General features: G+C 61.1%; 17 protein-coding genes. 15 read left to right on the top strand and 2 right to left on the bottom strand.

Going from position 1 to position 14971, the window contains the following annotated elements; genetic code table 11:
- Positions 1 to 45: 45 nt before the first annotated feature.
- The 5 genes from aroC (at position 46) to mtnC (ending at position 4262) form a co-directional block, all read left to right on the top strand.
- A complete protein-coding gene (aroC, locus tag ACTJK7_RS26815) occupies positions 46 to 1137 on the top strand; it encodes a chorismate synthase (protein WP_064378719.1) in 1092 nt (363 codons plus the stop codon).
- A 31-nt stretch (positions 1138 to 1168) separates the two neighbouring features.
- Positions 1169 to 2314 (top strand): MFS transporter, encoded by a 1146-nt coding sequence (locus tag ACTJK7_RS26810; RefSeq protein ID WP_323151151.1) that lies wholly within the window; start codon positions 1169 to 1171, stop codon positions 2312 to 2314.
- Positions 2311 to 2937 (top strand): methylthioribulose 1-phosphate dehydratase, encoded by a 627-nt coding sequence (locus ACTJK7_RS26805; RefSeq protein ID WP_007959997.1) that lies wholly within the window; start codon positions 2311 to 2313, stop codon positions 2935 to 2937. The genes ACTJK7_RS26810 and ACTJK7_RS26805 overlap by 4 nt, the downstream gene beginning before the upstream one ends.
- A 91-nt stretch (positions 2938 to 3028) precedes the next feature.
- The gene (locus tag ACTJK7_RS26800) at positions 3029 to 3574 is read left to right on the top strand and encodes a 1,2-dihydroxy-3-keto-5-methylthiopentene dioxygenase (RefSeq protein ID WP_039770173.1); all 546 of its coding nucleotides are present in this window, start codon (positions 3029 to 3031) and stop codon (positions 3572 to 3574) included.
- Between the two features lie 4 nt (positions 3575 to 3578).
- The gene (mtnC, locus tag ACTJK7_RS26795; protein WP_064378722.1) at positions 3579 to 4262 is read left to right on the top strand and encodes an acireductone synthase; all 684 of its coding nucleotides are present in this window, start codon (positions 3579 to 3581) and stop codon (positions 4260 to 4262) included.
- 77 nt (positions 4263 to 4339) lie between these two features.
- On the opposite strand, the gene ACTJK7_RS26790 is transcribed toward mtnC, so the two are convergent.
- Positions 4340 to 4618, bottom strand: coding sequence for a DUF3509 domain-containing protein (locus ACTJK7_RS26790; RefSeq protein WP_064378723.1), 279 nt, complete (start codon positions 4616 to 4618; stop codon positions 4340 to 4342).
- 389 nt (positions 4619 to 5007) lie between these two features.
- On the opposite strand from ACTJK7_RS26790, the gene ACTJK7_RS26785 reads away from it, so the two are divergent.
- From ACTJK7_RS26785 to ACTJK7_RS26740, 10 genes are all read left to right on the top strand, one after another.
- A complete protein-coding gene (locus tag ACTJK7_RS26785; protein WP_440780960.1) occupies positions 5008 to 6846 on the top strand; it encodes a long-chain-acyl-CoA synthetase in 1839 nt (612 codons plus the stop codon).
- 97 nt (positions 6847 to 6943) lie between these two features.
- The gene (locus tag ACTJK7_RS26780; RefSeq protein WP_011333214.1) at positions 6944 to 7462 is read left to right on the top strand and encodes an ankyrin repeat domain-containing protein; all 519 of its coding nucleotides are present in this window, start codon (positions 6944 to 6946) and stop codon (positions 7460 to 7462) included.
- Positions 7463 to 7552: 90 nt separating this feature from the next.
- On the top strand, positions 7553 to 8083 hold the full coding sequence (locus ACTJK7_RS26775) for a hypothetical protein (RefSeq protein ID WP_440780961.1): 531 nt from the start codon (positions 7553 to 7555) through the stop codon (positions 8081 to 8083).
- A gap of 71 nt (positions 8084 to 8154) precedes the next feature.
- On the top strand, positions 8155 to 8346 hold the full coding sequence (locus ACTJK7_RS26770) for a PLDc N-terminal domain-containing protein (RefSeq protein ID WP_007959984.1): 192 nt from the start codon (positions 8155 to 8157) through the stop codon (positions 8344 to 8346).
- A gap of 134 nt (positions 8347 to 8480) precedes the next feature.
- Positions 8481 to 9356: a polyamine aminopropyltransferase gene (gene speE, locus ACTJK7_RS26765; RefSeq protein WP_085655732.1), complete on the top strand. Its 876-nt coding sequence runs from the start codon at positions 8481 to 8483 to the stop codon at positions 9354 to 9356.
- 156 nt (positions 9357 to 9512) lie between these two features.
- Positions 9513 to 9746, top strand: coding sequence for a hypothetical protein (locus tag ACTJK7_RS26760; RefSeq protein ID WP_007959980.1), 234 nt, complete (start codon positions 9513 to 9515; stop codon positions 9744 to 9746).
- A gap of 210 nt (positions 9747 to 9956) precedes the next feature.
- Entirely contained in the window at positions 9957 to 10304 is a 348-nt protein-coding gene (locus tag ACTJK7_RS26755) for a ribonuclease E inhibitor RraB (RefSeq protein WP_007959978.1), read from the top strand.
- Between the two features lie 478 nt (positions 10305 to 10782).
- Positions 10783 to 12192 (top strand): circularly permuted type 2 ATP-grasp protein, encoded by a 1410-nt coding sequence (locus tag ACTJK7_RS26750; protein ID WP_085655733.1) that lies wholly within the window; start codon positions 10783 to 10785, stop codon positions 12190 to 12192.
- Positions 12193 to 12204: 12 nt separating this feature from the next.
- Positions 12205 to 13155: an alpha-E domain-containing protein gene (locus ACTJK7_RS26745; RefSeq protein WP_007959974.1), complete on the top strand. Its 951-nt coding sequence runs from the start codon at positions 12205 to 12207 to the stop codon at positions 13153 to 13155.
- Positions 13152 to 13961: a transglutaminase family protein gene (locus ACTJK7_RS26740; RefSeq protein WP_007959971.1), complete on the top strand. Its 810-nt coding sequence runs from the start codon at positions 13152 to 13154 to the stop codon at positions 13959 to 13961. Before ACTJK7_RS26745 ends, ACTJK7_RS26740 begins: the two co-directional genes overlap by 4 nt.
- Before the next feature lie 144 nt (positions 13962 to 14105).
- Here the strand turns inward: ACTJK7_RS26740 and ACTJK7_RS26735 are convergent, their stop codons facing one another.
- Positions 14106 to 14927, bottom strand: a complete 822-nt coding sequence (locus ACTJK7_RS26735; RefSeq protein ID WP_085655734.1) for a c-type cytochrome — start codon at positions 14925 to 14927, stop codon at positions 14106 to 14108.
- Positions 14928 to 14971 lie beyond the last annotated feature (44 nt).

Genomic DNA, 14971 nt, shown 5'->3' with positions numbered 1-14971 from the left:
TGGCGCGCATCACGAATTTGGGTTCGATTTCACGGAGCGTCCTGCATGTCCGGCAATACCTACGGCAAGCTGTTCACTGTCACCACCGCTGGCGAAAGCCATGGTCCGGCGTTGGTCGCCATTGTCGACGGCTGCCCGCCGGGCCTGGAGATTTCCCTTGAGGACCTGCAACGCGATCTCGACCGTCGCAAACCGGGAACCAGCCGCCACACCACCCAGCGGCAGGAAGCCGACGAAGTCGAAATTCTCTCCGGCGTGTTCGAGGGCCGCACCACTGGCTGCTCCATTGGCCTGCTGATTCGCAACACCGACCAGAAGTCCAAGGACTACTCGGCGATCAAGGACCTGTTCCGCCCGGCCCACGCTGACTACACCTACCACCACAAGTACGGCGAGCGCGATTATCGCGGCGGCGGTCGCAGCTCGGCGCGGGAAACCGCCATGCGCGTCGCGGCCGGTGCCATCGCCAAGAAGTACCTGGCCAGCCAGGGCATCGTCATTCGCGGCTACATGAGCCAGCTCGGCCCGATCGAAATCCCGTTCAAGACCTGGGACTCGGTCGAGCAGAATGCCTTCTTCAGCCCGGACCCGGACAAAGTGCCGGAGCTGGAAGCCTATATGGACCAACTGCGCCGCGATCAGGATTCCGTCGGGGCGAAGATCACCGTGGTTGCCGAAGGCGTGATGCCGGGCCTGGGCGAGCCGATCTTCGACCGTCTCGATGCCGAACTGGCCCATGCGCTGATGAGCATCAACGCGGTCAAAGGTGTGGAAATCGGCGCCGGTTTTGCCTGCGTCGCGCAGCGCGGCACCGAACACCGTGACGAGCTGACCCCGGAAGGTTTCCTCAGCAACAACGCGGGCGGCATCCTTGGCGGAATCTCTTCGGGGCAGCCGATCGTCGCGCACCTGGCCTTGAAGCCGACTTCGAGCATCACCACCCCGGGCCGTTCGATCGACATCGACGGCAACCCGGTCGATGTCATTACCAAGGGCCGTCACGACCCATGTGTCGGTATCCGCGCCACGCCGATTGCCGAGGCGATGATGGCCATCGTGTTGATGGATCACCTGCTGCGCCACCGTGGCCAGAACGCCGATGTGCGCGTGAGCACCCCGGTGCTGGGTCAGCTTTGATGGGTGATCTCAAAGCCGCCGCGGTCTGACCGTGGCGGCGCTCCCGTACTGGCGGCTGTCCAGTTTCTATCTGTTCTATTTCGCCTTGCTCGGTTCGACGGCGCCGTTTCTGGCGCTGTACTTCGATCACCTCGGTTTCAGTGCCGCGCGGATCGGCGAGCTGGTAGCAATCCCGATGCTGATGCGCTGCGTGGCGCCGAACATCTGGGGTTGGCTCGGCGATTACACCGGCAGGCGCCTGGCCATCGTGCGCTTCGGCGCGGTGTGCACGCTGCTGACGTTCTCATTGATTTTCGTCTGCAAGACCTACGCCTGGCTGGCGATGGTCATGGCCTTGCACGCGTTTTTCTGGCACGCGGTGCTGCCGCAGTTCGAAGTCATCACTCTGGCGCATTTGCAGGGCCAGACCTCCCGCTACAGTCAGATTCGCCTGTGGGGCTCGATCGGTTTCATCATCACCGTAGTCGCCCTCGGTCGCCTGTTCGAATGGCTCAGCCTCGACATCTACCCGGCGGCGCTGGTGTTGATCATGGCCGGCATCGTGCTCAGCAGTCTTTGGGTGCCGAACGCGCAACCGCCTCAGGGTAATCGACCGACCGGGGAGGGCTTTCTCAAACAGTTGCGCAGTCCCGGGGTGCTGGCGTTCTACGGTTGCGTGGCGCTGATGCAGATGAGCCACGGGCCGTATTACACGTTTTTGACCCTGCACCTCGAACGACTGGGCTACAGCCGTGGCGTGATCGGCATGCTCTGGGCGGTCGGCGTGGTGGCGGAAGTGCTGATGTTCATGGCCATGAGCCGGATTCTTGCGCGTTTTTCTTTGCGCCGCGTGCTGATGGCGAGTTTTCTGCTGGCGGCGTTGCGCTGGTTGCTGCTAGGTTCGTTCGCCGAGTTCCTGTGGGTTCTGTTGTTTGCCCAAGTGCTGCACGCGGCGACGTTCGGCAGCTTTCATGCGGCTGCCATCGCGTTCGTGCAACGTAGCTTCGGCGCCCGTCAGCAAGGGCAGGGCCAGGCGTTGTATGCCGCGCTGGCCGGCACCGGTGGTGCGCTCGGCGCTTTGTATTCCGGCTACAGCTGGAATGCCCTCGGCGCGACATTGACCTTTAGTATTGCCAGTCTCGCAGCGCTCGCCGCTGCCGTTATCATTGCCATTCGAATGCAAGAGGACAGGCCATGAGCCTTACCCGTGAACAGCTTGCCCAGCAAATTGTCGACGCCGGGCGTTTTCTTTATGGTCGCGGCTGGTCGCCGGCCACCAGCAGCAATTACTCGACGCGCCTGTCGCCGAGCGAAGCGCTGCTGACCGTGTCCGGCAAGCACAAGGGCCAGTTGGGCCTGGACGACGTGCTCGCCACCGATCTGTCCGGCAACAGCCTGGAGCCCGGCAAAAAACCGTCCGCCGAAACCCTGCTGCACACCCAGCTCTACAGCTGGCGCCCGGAGATCGGCGCGGTGCTGCACACCCACTCGGTGAACGCCACGGTGCTGTCGCGCCTGACGCCGCAAGACTTCATCGAGTTCGAAGACTACGAACTGCAAAAAGCCTTCAGCGGCATCTCGACCCACGAATCCCGGGTGCGCGTGCCGATCTTCGACAACGATCAGGATATTGCGCGCCTCGCTGCCAAGGTGCAGCCTTGGCTCGACGCCCATCCCGATTGCGTCGGTTATCTGATTCGCGGCCACGGCCTCTACACCTGGGGCGCGCAGATGAGCGACGCGTTGCGCCAGATCGAGGCCTTTGAATTCCTGTTTGAATGCGAGTTGAAGACCCGCAGCGTCATGAACCGCCAAGGCTGACTTCACCAGAACCAGCCCATTTGCCTGATGAATGCAGTGCCCGACCGGTCTGAAAGAACCGGACGGCAAGGCCGATACCGAGGAATGCCCCATGAGCAGCCTGTCCGTCTATCACGTTTCCAGCCCCGAAATTCCGAACAAGGTGCTGACCCATTTCGAAGACATCGCCTCGACCCTGGCCGAGCAGGGCGTGCGCTTCGACCGTTGGCAAGCCGCCGCGAAGATCCAGCCCGGCGCCAGCCAGGAAGAAGTGATCGGTGCCTATAAAGAGCAGATCGACAAACTGATGACCGAGCGCGGCTACATCACGGTCGATGTGATCAGCCTCAACAGCGACCACCCGCAAAAAGCCGAATTGCGCGCCAAGTTCCTCGAAGAACATCGGCATGGCGAAGACGAAGTACGTTTCTTCGTCGCCGGTCGTGGCCTGTTTACCCTGCACATCGATGATTACGTCTACGCCGTGTTGTGCGAGAAGAACGACCTGATTTCGGTGCCGGCCGGCACCAAACACTGGTTTGACATGGGCGAGAACCCGCACTTCGTGGCGATCCGCCTGTTCAACAACCCTGAAGGCTGGGTTGCCAATTTCACCGGAGAAGACATCGCCGGCCGCTTCCCGCGTCTGGAGGACTGAGCCGATGTCGATCAAGGTCATTCTCACCGACATCGAAGGCACCACCAGCGCGGTGAGTTTTGTGTTCGATGTCCTGTTTCCCTATGCGGCGAAACATCTGCCGGACTTCGTTCGCCAGAACGCCGCCCGTGCCGATGTTGCCGAGCAACTGGACGCGGTGCGCCGCGACAGCAATGAGCCGCAGGCTGACGTCGAGCGGGTGGTGGAAATTCTGCTGGCGTGGATCGCCGAAGACCGCAAAGCCACGCCGCTCAAAGCGTTGCAGGGCATGGTCTGGGAGCAGGGCTATCAGGCCGGCCAGTTGAAAGGCCATGTTTACCCGGACGCCGTTGAAGCGCTCCAGCGCTGGCATCAGGCCGGGTATCAACTGTTCGTGTATTCGTCCGGTTCGATCCAGGCGCAGAAGCTGATTTTCGGCTGCTCGGAAGCAGGGGATCTGACGCCGCTGTTCAGCGGCTATTTCGACACTACCTCTGGGCCGAAGCGCGAAGCGCAGTCGTACAGCAATATCCAGCAGGCCATCGGAGTGGAGCCGCAGGAAATTCTGTTTTTGTCCGACATTGTCCAGGAACTCGACGCCGCCCAGGTCGCCGGCCTGCAAACCTGCGGGCTGGCCCGTGAGGGCGGGGAACTGGCAGGGCATGTGACCGTCGACAGCTTTACCGGGATTGAGCCGGAAGCGTTCTGAGGTCACTCCATCGACGCGCAAAAAAACAGGCCGTGAAGCGAAAGCTCCACGGCCTGTCTGTTTATACGGTGTTCGAATTACATCGAGTGATAAGTCGGCAGGGCAAAACGTTGCTGACTTTGCAGCATGCCGATCTGCGGCAGCTCGCTGGCTTGTTCTGCCAGATCACGACGGATCGCGCTGATCGCCCACGACAGTTGGTCGCCGGTGTGCAATTGCTGATAGGTGAGCGCACGCTTGAATACTTTGCCGTCGGCACTCTTCAGCGTCAGCAGAATACCGCCATCGGGACGTGGCTGAGTGGTGACGGCGAAGTTGGAGAACAGGGAAGCAAATTTCTCTTGGATCAGGTTCATGTCTTTCAGCTCCGTATGCACTTGAATGGCAAGCATGCGGAGAGAGTTGCAGCGATTGTGCCAGTATTTTTGTTTTTAAAAATCCATATAAATCAACAAGTTATAAATTTTTACTGTTTCGGGCGTCGTGCAATCTGCATGAATGGCCATCGTGCATCCTGCATTTTGCGGGATCATGGTCGATCCGATGGAACCAATACCCCCAGCGGTAATCACGCTGCCCGTTGCAGCGCCGGGCGGATACAAAACATTGCAAAAACCGCGTGTACAGCCCGCGAAGCCCTGACGTATTTTCGGCCTCGACCCTCGCTTGAGAAGCGCCGGTTGCCTCACCCGATTGCCCGACAATAAAAATCCGGCCTGCGCGTCAAGGTCGAACGGGAGCTGCCATGCGCCACGCGCCGAGCGACACGATTACCTGGGGCATGATGCTCCGCAAACTGCCGATGATTGCCAAAACCATCCCGCGGGTGGTGAGAGGCATGAAGGTGGCCAACGTCACGGATCCGACCCAAACCTGCGGCCTTGGCTGGACATTCGAGCAAGCAACCCTGCGCAATCCCGAAGGCCCCGCGCTGCTGTCGGGCGAAGTGGTGCTGAGTTATTCACAGGTCAACCATTGGGCCAACCGCATCGCCCACTATCTGATCGGGCAGGGCATCGGCAAGAGCGATGTGGTGGCGGTGTTCATCGAAAACCGCCCGGAACTGCTGGTGACGATTCTGGCCCTGGCCAAAATCGGCGCCGTCAGCGCGTTGCTCAATACCTCGCAGACCCGCGATACGCTGATCCACAGCATCAACCTGGTGACGCCGGCGGCGATTGTCGTCGGTGAGGAGTTGCTGCCGGCGTTTGCGGCGGTACGCGAGCAAGTGTCGATCCCGGCAGCCCGCGCCTGGTTTGTCGCCGATCAGGACACCTTCAGCCATCCGGGGATCGCGCCTGAGGGCTACATCAACCTGATCAGCGCCAGTGCCGACGCCTCGGGCGACAACCCGGCCAGCAGCCGGCAGATTTTTTTCGATGACCCTTGTTTCTATATCTACACCTCCGGCACCACCGGTTTGCCCAAGGCCGGCGTGTTCAAGCACGGCCGCTGGATGCGCAGTTCGGCGAGCTTCGGCATGATCGCCCTCGACATGCGCCCCGACGACATCGTCTATTGCACCTTGCCGCTGTACCACGCCACCGGGCTCTGCGTGTGCTGGGGTTCGGCGGTCAATGGCGCCTCGGGTTTCGCCATTCGCCGCAAGTTCAGCGCCCGGCAGTTCTGGAGCGACGTGCGCCGCTACCGCGCAACCACCATCGGTTACGTCGGCGAGTTGTGCCGTTATCTGGTGGATCAGCCGCTCAGCGCCGACGACAGCCGTCACGACGTGCGCAAGATGATCGGCAACGGCCTGCGGCCCGGCGCGTGGGCCGAGTTCAAGACCCGCTTCGGCGTGGATCACATCTGCGAGCTGTACGCGGCCAGCGACGGCAATATCGGCTTCACCAACATCCTCAATTTCGACAACACCATCGGTTTCTCGCTGATGGCCTGGGAGTTGGTGGCTTACGACCAGGACAGCGGCGAGCCGATTCGCGGTGACGACGGGTTCATGCGCAAGGTCGACCGGGGCGAGCGGGGGCTGTTGCTGGCGCGGATCGACGATAAGGCACCGCTGGACGGCTACACCGATCCGCAGAAAACCGCCAAGGTCGTGCTGCAAGACGTGTTCATCAAAGGGGATCGCTTCTTCAACACCGGCGATCTTCTGCGCAACATCGGTTTCGGCCACGCACAGTTTGTCGACCGCCTCGGCGACACCTACCGCTGGAAGGGCGAAAACGTCTCGACCACCGAGGTCGAGAACCTGCTGCTCCAACATCCGCACATTTCCGAAGCCGTGGCCTATGGCGTGGAAATCCCCAACACCAACGGTCGCGCCGGGATGGCGGCGATCACCCCGGCCGAGTCTTTGGCGACCCTGGATTTCGCCGAACTGCTGGCCTTCACCCGCGAACGCCTGCCGGCCTACGCGGTGCCGCTGTTCCTGCGGGTCAAGGTGAAAATGGAAACCACCGGCACCTTCAAATACCAGAAGACCCGCCTGAAAAACGAAGGTTTCGACCCCGGCCAGACAGGTGATGACCCGATTTATGCCTGGCTGCCGGGAACCGAAACCTACGTGCAGGTGACGAATGAAATCCTTGTCGACATCCGGGCAGGCAAGTATCGCTATTGATATTGGCTATCGGTCATCTTGGAAAAAAGGGGATGACAGCTATCGCCGCGCTCGGGAAACTGTCGGCTTTCCGAACGACCGAAAGTGGAGTTGCCCCATGTCCGACCAAAGCCGCCAGATGACCCCCGAAGAAGCTGCCGAATTCACCGAGCAGGTATTCAACAAGGCGCGCGAGGGCGATGCGGTGATGCTCGATCGCCTGATCACTGCCGGTCTGCCGGTGAACCTGACCAACAGCAAGGGCGACACCCTGCTGATGCTCGCCAGTTACTACGGGCATGTGGATGCGGTGCAAGTGTTGCTCAAGCACAAGGCCGACCCGGAACAACGTAACGGCAACGGCCAGAGCCCGATTGCCGGCGCGGCGTTCAAGGGTGACCTGGCCGTGGTCAAGGCCCTGGTCGAGGGGGGGGCGCAGATTGAAGGCGCCTCCTTCGATGGCCGCACGGCGCTGATGATGGCGGCGATGTTCAACCGGGTTGAAATCGTCGATTACCTGATCGACCAGGGCGCCGATCCGAAAGCCAAGGATGCCAATGGCATCACCGCACTGGACGCGGCCCGTACCATGGGCGCCGTGGACACCACCGCGCAGCTGGAAAAACTGCTGGGCTGAGGCCGCTGGCCGGAACCCGCTCTGTGGCGAAGGCGAGAATGCGCTATCCTTCGCGCCCTCAAAATTCCCTTCGCCACAGGATCCGCCCCCATGAAAGCCGCACTCGCCGAACTCATCAGCAAAATCAGCTCCGGCTGCATGGGCGAAGACGAGATTCAGAAGGTCGCGGATGAAGCGGCGCAGGCTTACGCCGATGCCGACGCATTTCTGACCGCCAACCCGGACATCAACTACGACGATACTTTCCCGATTCCGCTGGGCGAATGGGTGGTGGTCGGCAGCCTGCCCGAGACCGTACTGTTTCAGGCGGACACCTACGCTGACCTGTTCGCACAGATCGTGGCTTCGTTCGGCCCGGGCGTCGAATTCAACCTCAAGCCCAAGCAACTGGCCAAGACCGAGGCGCTGACCGCGCTCAACCGCATCCAGGTGCAGATGAGCAGCCTGAACAAGGAAAACGGTGGTTACACGCTGATGAACTTCAGCCAGTTGCTCGACGACGAGCTGCAAGTGGTGCTGGTCTACGGCAACGACGTGCCGCGCGTACTGGAACTGTGCGCCGAAGTCGGCATTGCCGCCGCGCCGTCGCTGGAAGCCCTGAAGGTCGCCGTTCACGTCTGAACGCAATAAAAGGGAACCCTGAGCGCGACCATCTATCCTAAAAGTGCATGCCACTATTCTGGAGTGACACCATGGGTTCCACGTTCAACGGCCTGGTCGGCCTGATCATTCTTGCGCTCGACATTTGGGCGATCATCAATGTGCTGAAAAGCGGCGCCGAGACCGGGATGAAAATCCTTTGGGTGCTGTTGATCATCCTGCTGCCGGTGCTGGGCCTGATCATCTGGGCGATTGCCGGGCCGCGGGGCAATGTGCGGATCTGACCGTTCGCACCCTGATCGGGTCGGGCCGATGAACTGAGGTTCGACCTGTCATCTTCGGCAACGTAGAATGCGCGCCTTTCCCGGGCAATCGAACCTGACGATTGGCGCCCGCGCATTCATCGGAGCACTTCACCATGACCGTCACCAAGACCAGCGAATACCTGGAAACCCTCTACGAAGGCTACGGCCAGCGTTTTCGCATGGAAAAACTGCTGCACGAAGTGCGCACCGAACACCAGCACCTGGTGATTTTCCAGAACCCGCGCATGGGCCGGGTGATGGCGCTGGACGGCGTGATCCAGACCACCGAAGCCGACGAATTCATCTACCACGAAATGCTCACCCACGTGCCGATCCTCGCCCACGGCACCGCCAAGCGCGTGCTGATCATCGGCGGCGGCGACGGCGGCATGCTGCGCGAAGTGACCAAACATGCCAGCGTCGAGCACATCACCATGGTCGAGATCGACGGCACCGTGGTCGACATGTGCAAAGAGTTTCTGCCGAACCACTCCAGCGGTGCGTACGACGATCCACGCCTGAACCTGGTGATCGACGACGGCATGCGTTTCGTCGCCACCACCACTGAAAAATTCGACGTGATCATTTCCGACTCCACCGACCCGATCGGTCCGGGCGAAGTGCTGTTCTCGGAAAACTTCTACCAGGCCTGCCACCGCTGCCTGAACGAGGGCGGCATCCTCGTGACCCAGAACGGCACGCCGTTCATGCAGATCGAAGAAGTGAAAACCACCGCCGGCCGCATGCGCAGCCTCTTCCCGGACTGGCACTTCTATCAGGCAGCCGTCCCAACCTACATCGGCGGTTCGATGACCTTTGCCTGGGGCTCTACCAACCCGGCCTACCGCAAGCTGAGCCGTGAAGTTCTGCAACAGCGCTTCATCGGCAGCGGCATCGTCACCCGCTACTACAACCCGGAAATCCATATCGGCGCCTTCGCCTTGCCGCAGTACGTGCTGCAGGCAGTGAACAAGCCAAGCAACGACTGATCGATCACGGGTCAGAAAAAGCCGAGGCCGGTGTGCGAAAACACGCTGGCCTCGGCTTTTTTCATGTTGCATCGGTGTAAACCTTTTGAACGATCAATCCTGTTAAAAGTCGAGATAGGTGTAAGCCCATTTGCGGGTTTGATCGAGGAGGCTCCGATGTCAAAGTGGAAAGTCACTTTCGTGGACGATCATGGTGAAACGATCGACGAAGTCTTCGAGTGCGAGGAATGCCCCAGTCATGAACGGGCAGCTCGCCTCATCAAGGAACGATTGCTGCCAGTCGCCGCCGAGCTTGACCTGAACGATCTGGAAGGGCGCACCGCCGATGCCGGCGTAAAAAGCCTGAAAACCCAGAACAGCATCGAAATCCGCAGCATCACCCCAATCTGAATCTTCATTTTCTTCATGTACCAGGCCTTGGCAGCGGCTCTATCTTGGGGCTACTCTGCAAGCGAGATCAGCGAACGGATCGCTAAGGTCTGGTCTTGTCAGCTACATGCTTGTTTCCCGTCGGCGACGCGGTTGCCGTAAGCACCCGGGCCCTGTGGGCCAGTGCAGGGAATACGGAAAGTCTATCCATCTATGCGAGGGGGACGATTCATGAGCACAGCCTATCAAGAAGACATCAGCAGCAGCGTGCTGCGCCGCATGAAAGAAGGCGGTTTCGATTTTTCCCGATTCCATCCCATCGAGTTCTACGCCATTTTCCCGGACGAGGAGCGGGCACGCAGGGCGGCAGGCAAATTTCGCGGTGAATCCATCAATGCCCAGGTCAGTGCGCGCGACGACGGCGCCTGGTCTCTGGAATTGAGCAAGGTGATGTACGCAACCTACGACGACATTGGCGATTTCGAGCAGGGCTTTTCGGCGGTGGTCGAGCCCTTGGGCGGCATCATCGAAGGCTGGGGCGTGAAACAGGAGATCCGCAACCGGCACCGTTTGAACTGATCACTCTCGCAACACGTCGAGCAACGGCTGACCTTCGGGTCGGCCGTTGTCGTGTCTGCCGTTGCGAAAGCTGCATGGCAAAACTCTGAAACAAGAAACCGGCGCAAAAAAAAGCCACCTGAAAAGGTGGCTAAAAGGGAAGACCGCAAGGAGAGGAAACCGGTCAGGGTTACGGCCGGGAGGGCTGCCGAGGCAAGCCGGATCAGTGAGGCTGCGTACTTCGTCAGCGACGTTTTTGCAGCGGATGCGCGGATTATCCGCAGCCGCCGACGGGCAGTGAAATCAACTCTGACTATGCTGGTGATAGGCGACGGGACTGCGTCGCAATGAGGCGGGGGCGATCAGGTGGGAGCATTTGCCGCACAGGAATGGTGCGGTGCATGCGGCGTGAATATCCAACCGATTGAAATCAAAGCGTTTATGCCGATGGCACGGGCCTTGCGAAGGCCTGTATGTCCGGAGTGACAAGGAGTACGGCATGATCCGCACCTATTTTGATGAGATGTACGATGCCGGCGGCCAGATCCGCCCGCATTACCGGGAGTTTGCCCGCTGGCTGGCCGAAACGCCTGACGAGCTGCTGGCCCAGCGGCGACGCGAGGCCGATCTGCTGTTCCATCGCGCCGGGATCACCTTCACGCTCTACGGGGACGAGCAGGGGACAGAGCGTCTGATTCCCTTCGACACCATTCCGCGCAGCATTCCGGCCAGTGAATGGCGGATCGTCGAGCGCGGCTGCATCCAGCGGGTCAAGGCGTTGAACATGTTCCTCGCCGACCTTTACCACGAGCAACGCATCATCAAGGCCGGGATCATTCCCGCCGAGCAGGTGCTGGCCAACGAGCAATATCAGTTGGCGATGCAGGGGCTGGACCTGCACCGCGATATCTATTCGCACATCTCCGGCGTCGATCTGGTGCGCGACGGCGACGGCACGTATTACGTGCTCGAGGACAACCTGCGCACGCCAAGCGGTGTGAGCTACATGCTCGAAGACCGCAAGATGATGATGCGCCTGTTCCCCGAACTGTTCGCGGCCCAGCGCATCGCTCCCATCGACCATTACCCGAACTTGCTGCTCGACACCCTGAAAAGCTCAAGCCCGATCGACAACCCGAGTGTCGTGGTGCTGACGCCGGGTCGGTTCAACAGCGCGTTTTTCGAGCATGCATTTCTCGCCCGGGAAATGGGCGTGGAGCTGGTGGAGGGCGCGGACCTGTTTGTGCGCGACGACAAGGTCTTTATGCGCACCACCGACGGCCCGAAAGCGGTGGACGTGATCTACCGCCGGCTCGACGACGCGTTCCTCGATCCGCTGGCCTTCCGCCCGGATTCGATGCTCGGCGTGCCGGGGCTGCTGTCGTCGTATCGCTCCGGCAACGTGGTGCTCGCCAATGCCATCGGCACCGGCGTGGCGGACGACAAATCGGTGTATCCGTTCGTTACCGAAATGATCCGTTTCTACCTCGACGAAGAACCGATCCTGAAGAACGTGCCGACCTGGCAATGCCGCAACCCGTCTGAACTTTCCCACGTGCTGGCCAATCTTCCGGATCTGGTGGTCAAGGAAACCCAGGGCTCCGGCGGTTACGGGATGCTCGTGGGGCCGGCGGCGACCACCGCGGAAATCGATGCGTTCCGTGAGCGGATCAAGGCCAAGCCCCACGCGTACATCGCGCAACCGACGCTGTCGCTGTCGACTTGTCCGACCTTTGTCGAAAACGGCATTGCGCCGCGTCACATCGACCTGCGCCCGTTCGTATTGTCCGGCCGTGAAACCCGGGTCGTGCCCGGCGGTTTGACCCGTGTCGCCCTGCGTGAAGGCTCTCTGGTGGTGAATTCATCCCAGGGCGGCGGAACCAAGGACACCTGGGTGGTCGAGGATTGAAGGAAGCCTGCCATGTTAAGTAGAACTGCCTCGGATCTGTACTGGATGTCGCGCTACCTGGAGCGGGCGGAAAACCTCGCACGGATGCTCGACGTCAGTTATTCGCTGTCGCTGATGCCGCAGGACGGCCGTGGCGACGGTCTGCACGAACTGGCGATGCCGCTGCTGATCACCGGCACGCTGGACGATTACCTGGAACGCCACGGCGAGCTGCATGCCGAGCGCTTGCTGCACTTCTTCGCCCTCGACGCGGCCAATCCGGCGAGCATCTATAGCTGCCTCGGCGCGGCGCGCGCCAGCGCCCATGCGGTGCGTGGCCGGATCACCGCCGACATGTGGGAGAACATCAACGCCACCTGGCTGGAGATTCGCGGGATCGCCAATCAGGGCCTCAGCCGCTATGGCATGAGCCGCTTCTGCGAGTGGATCAAGGAGCGTTCGCACCTGTTCCGTGGGGCATCCTACGGCACCATCATGCGCAACGACGCGTTTCGTTTCATTCGCCTGGGGACCTTCATCGAGCGGGCGGACAACACCTTGCGCCTGCTCGATGCGCGTTACGAAATGGCCGGCGATCAGGCCGAAGCAGTCAGCGACGGCACCGCTCACGCCTATTACCAGTGGAGCGCCTTGTTGCGGGCGCTGTCATCGTTCGAGGCCTACACCGAAATCTATCGCGATGCGCCGGGCGCCCGGCATGTGGCCGAGCTGTTGCTGTTGCGCGCCGACGTGCCGCGTTCGCTGCGGGCCTGCACCGAAGAGATCGACCAAATTCTGGCGCAGTTGCCGGGGGCCAACGGTCGTCCCGCACAAAGGCTGGCGGCGGAAATGGATGCGCGTCTGCGCTACACCGGCATTCAAGAAATTCTCGAGGAAGGGCTGCACGCCTGGCTCACCGAGTTCATCCCGCTGGTGCGCCAGCTGGGCAACGCCATTCACAGTTCCTACCTGGAGGCCGCATGAGACTTTCCATCAGCCACGAGACCACCTATCACTACGAAGATCAGGTGCGCGCGAGCATCCAGTACCTGCGCCTGACACCCCACGACAGCGAGCGTCAGCACGTGCTGAGCTGGCAGCTCGACCTGCCACGCCCGGTACGAGCCCAGCTCGATCCGTTCGGCAACATTCTGCACGTCCTGACCATGGACGAGCCTCACGAAGCGATCATCATCGGCGCCCGGGGGCAGGTCGATATCGACGAGTTGCGCGAAGCCGAGCACGAGAGTCAGTCGGCGCTGCCGTTCCTGCGTTTCACCCGGCTGACCGAGGCTGACGAGGCGTTGCGGGCGTTTGCCGAGAAATCCTGCAAGCAGCGACGGGACCGCAATGCACTGATCGACCTGATGCATGGGCTGAACCAGCACATGACCTACAAGCCGGGCGCCACCGAAGTCGATACCAGCGCTGCCGAGGCGTTTGCCGGGCGGGCGGGTGTTTGCCAGGACCACGCCCACGCGTTCCTGGCCTGCGCACGCAGCCTTGGTGTGCCGTCACGTTATGTGTCGGGTTATCTGTACAGCGAGGATTGCGAGCATCTGGCCAGTCACGCCTGGGCCGAAGCCTGGATCGATGACGCCTGGTACAGCTTTGACGTGACCAATGAACTGGCGCGGCCGGAGCGGCACCTGAAACTGGCGGTGGGGCTGGATTACCTCGACGCCTGCCCGGTGCGCGGCATGCGCCGGGGCGGCGGGTCAGAGCAGATGCACGCGAAAGTGCTGGTGTCGCCGACACCAGCGCCAATCATCTCGGTGCAGCAGCAGTAAGATCCGGGATACCGCATCGCTGGCAAGTCGAGTCGTCGCACCGCAGCTCCCACAGAAATGCCGCTGATTCAAATCCAACGCATAACCTGTGGGAGCGGGCTTGCCCGCGAAGAGGCCAGTGAGCGCACTGCAAGACTCAAGTCATCAAGGCTTAACCTTGCGCCCGGCCATGTGCTGCAAATACCCGATCAGTTTCTGCAGATCCGCATCCGGCAACACCTCGGCGGAAAACCCCGGCATCTTCGCCTGCGGCCACTGGCGCAGACTCTGTGGGTCGCGGATGTAGCGCTTGAGGAAGTCCGCGCCGAAGTATTCGGTCGGGTTGTACGGAATATTCAGGTCCGGCCCGAATTGCGCATCGCCTGCGCCATTCAGGCGATGGCAGGCCAGGCAGTTCTTCTGGAACAGGGCAAAGCCCTGATTCACCGGGTCATCGGCCTTCAACGCAAGATCCGGCAACAAGGCAGGGAAGCGCTCGGCCACCGGTGCCATGCGCTTGATGCTCGCCACTTCGAACGGCCATTGTTCCGGGCTGATGTTGCCGGCCTGCGGATCAGTCCACACCAGATAGAACGGCCCGGCGCTGTGCTTGCCTTCCGACAGCGGCGGCCAGGGCTGCGCCGGATCTTCGATGGCCAGCCAGGCGCGGGAACCTTTGCTCTCAAGTAGCGGCGCGGCGGAAAGCTCTGCGGCGAAACCGTCCAGCGCTACGGCTTGCAGGTGATCCTCCGGTTTGATGCCGGTCAGCAGCGCGGCCATCGGCACGGCGCGATAAGTCATGTCCTTCTTGTAGGACACATCATTCTTGATCGTGAGGGTTTGTACCTGAGGATGCTTGAGCAACTCCTCGGTCTGCCAGGTGCGGGTGTTTGCACCCAGCTCCAGGTTCAGCTGCGCGGCAGAAAGGGGCATGCTCAGCAGCGCGGCCCCAAATAGAATGAGCGTTTTCAAGTGATCGCCGTCCATGTCGTGGAAGTGCGCAAAGATTGGCACAGCCACGCTGGCCCGGG

The sequence above is a fragment of the Pseudomonas sp. 22085 genome (assembly GCF_052045815.1).
GTDB lineage: Bacteria > Pseudomonadota > Gammaproteobacteria > Pseudomonadales > Pseudomonadaceae > Aquipseudomonas > Aquipseudomonas glycinae.
This window is presented reverse-complemented; position numbering and strand designations above follow the sequence as displayed.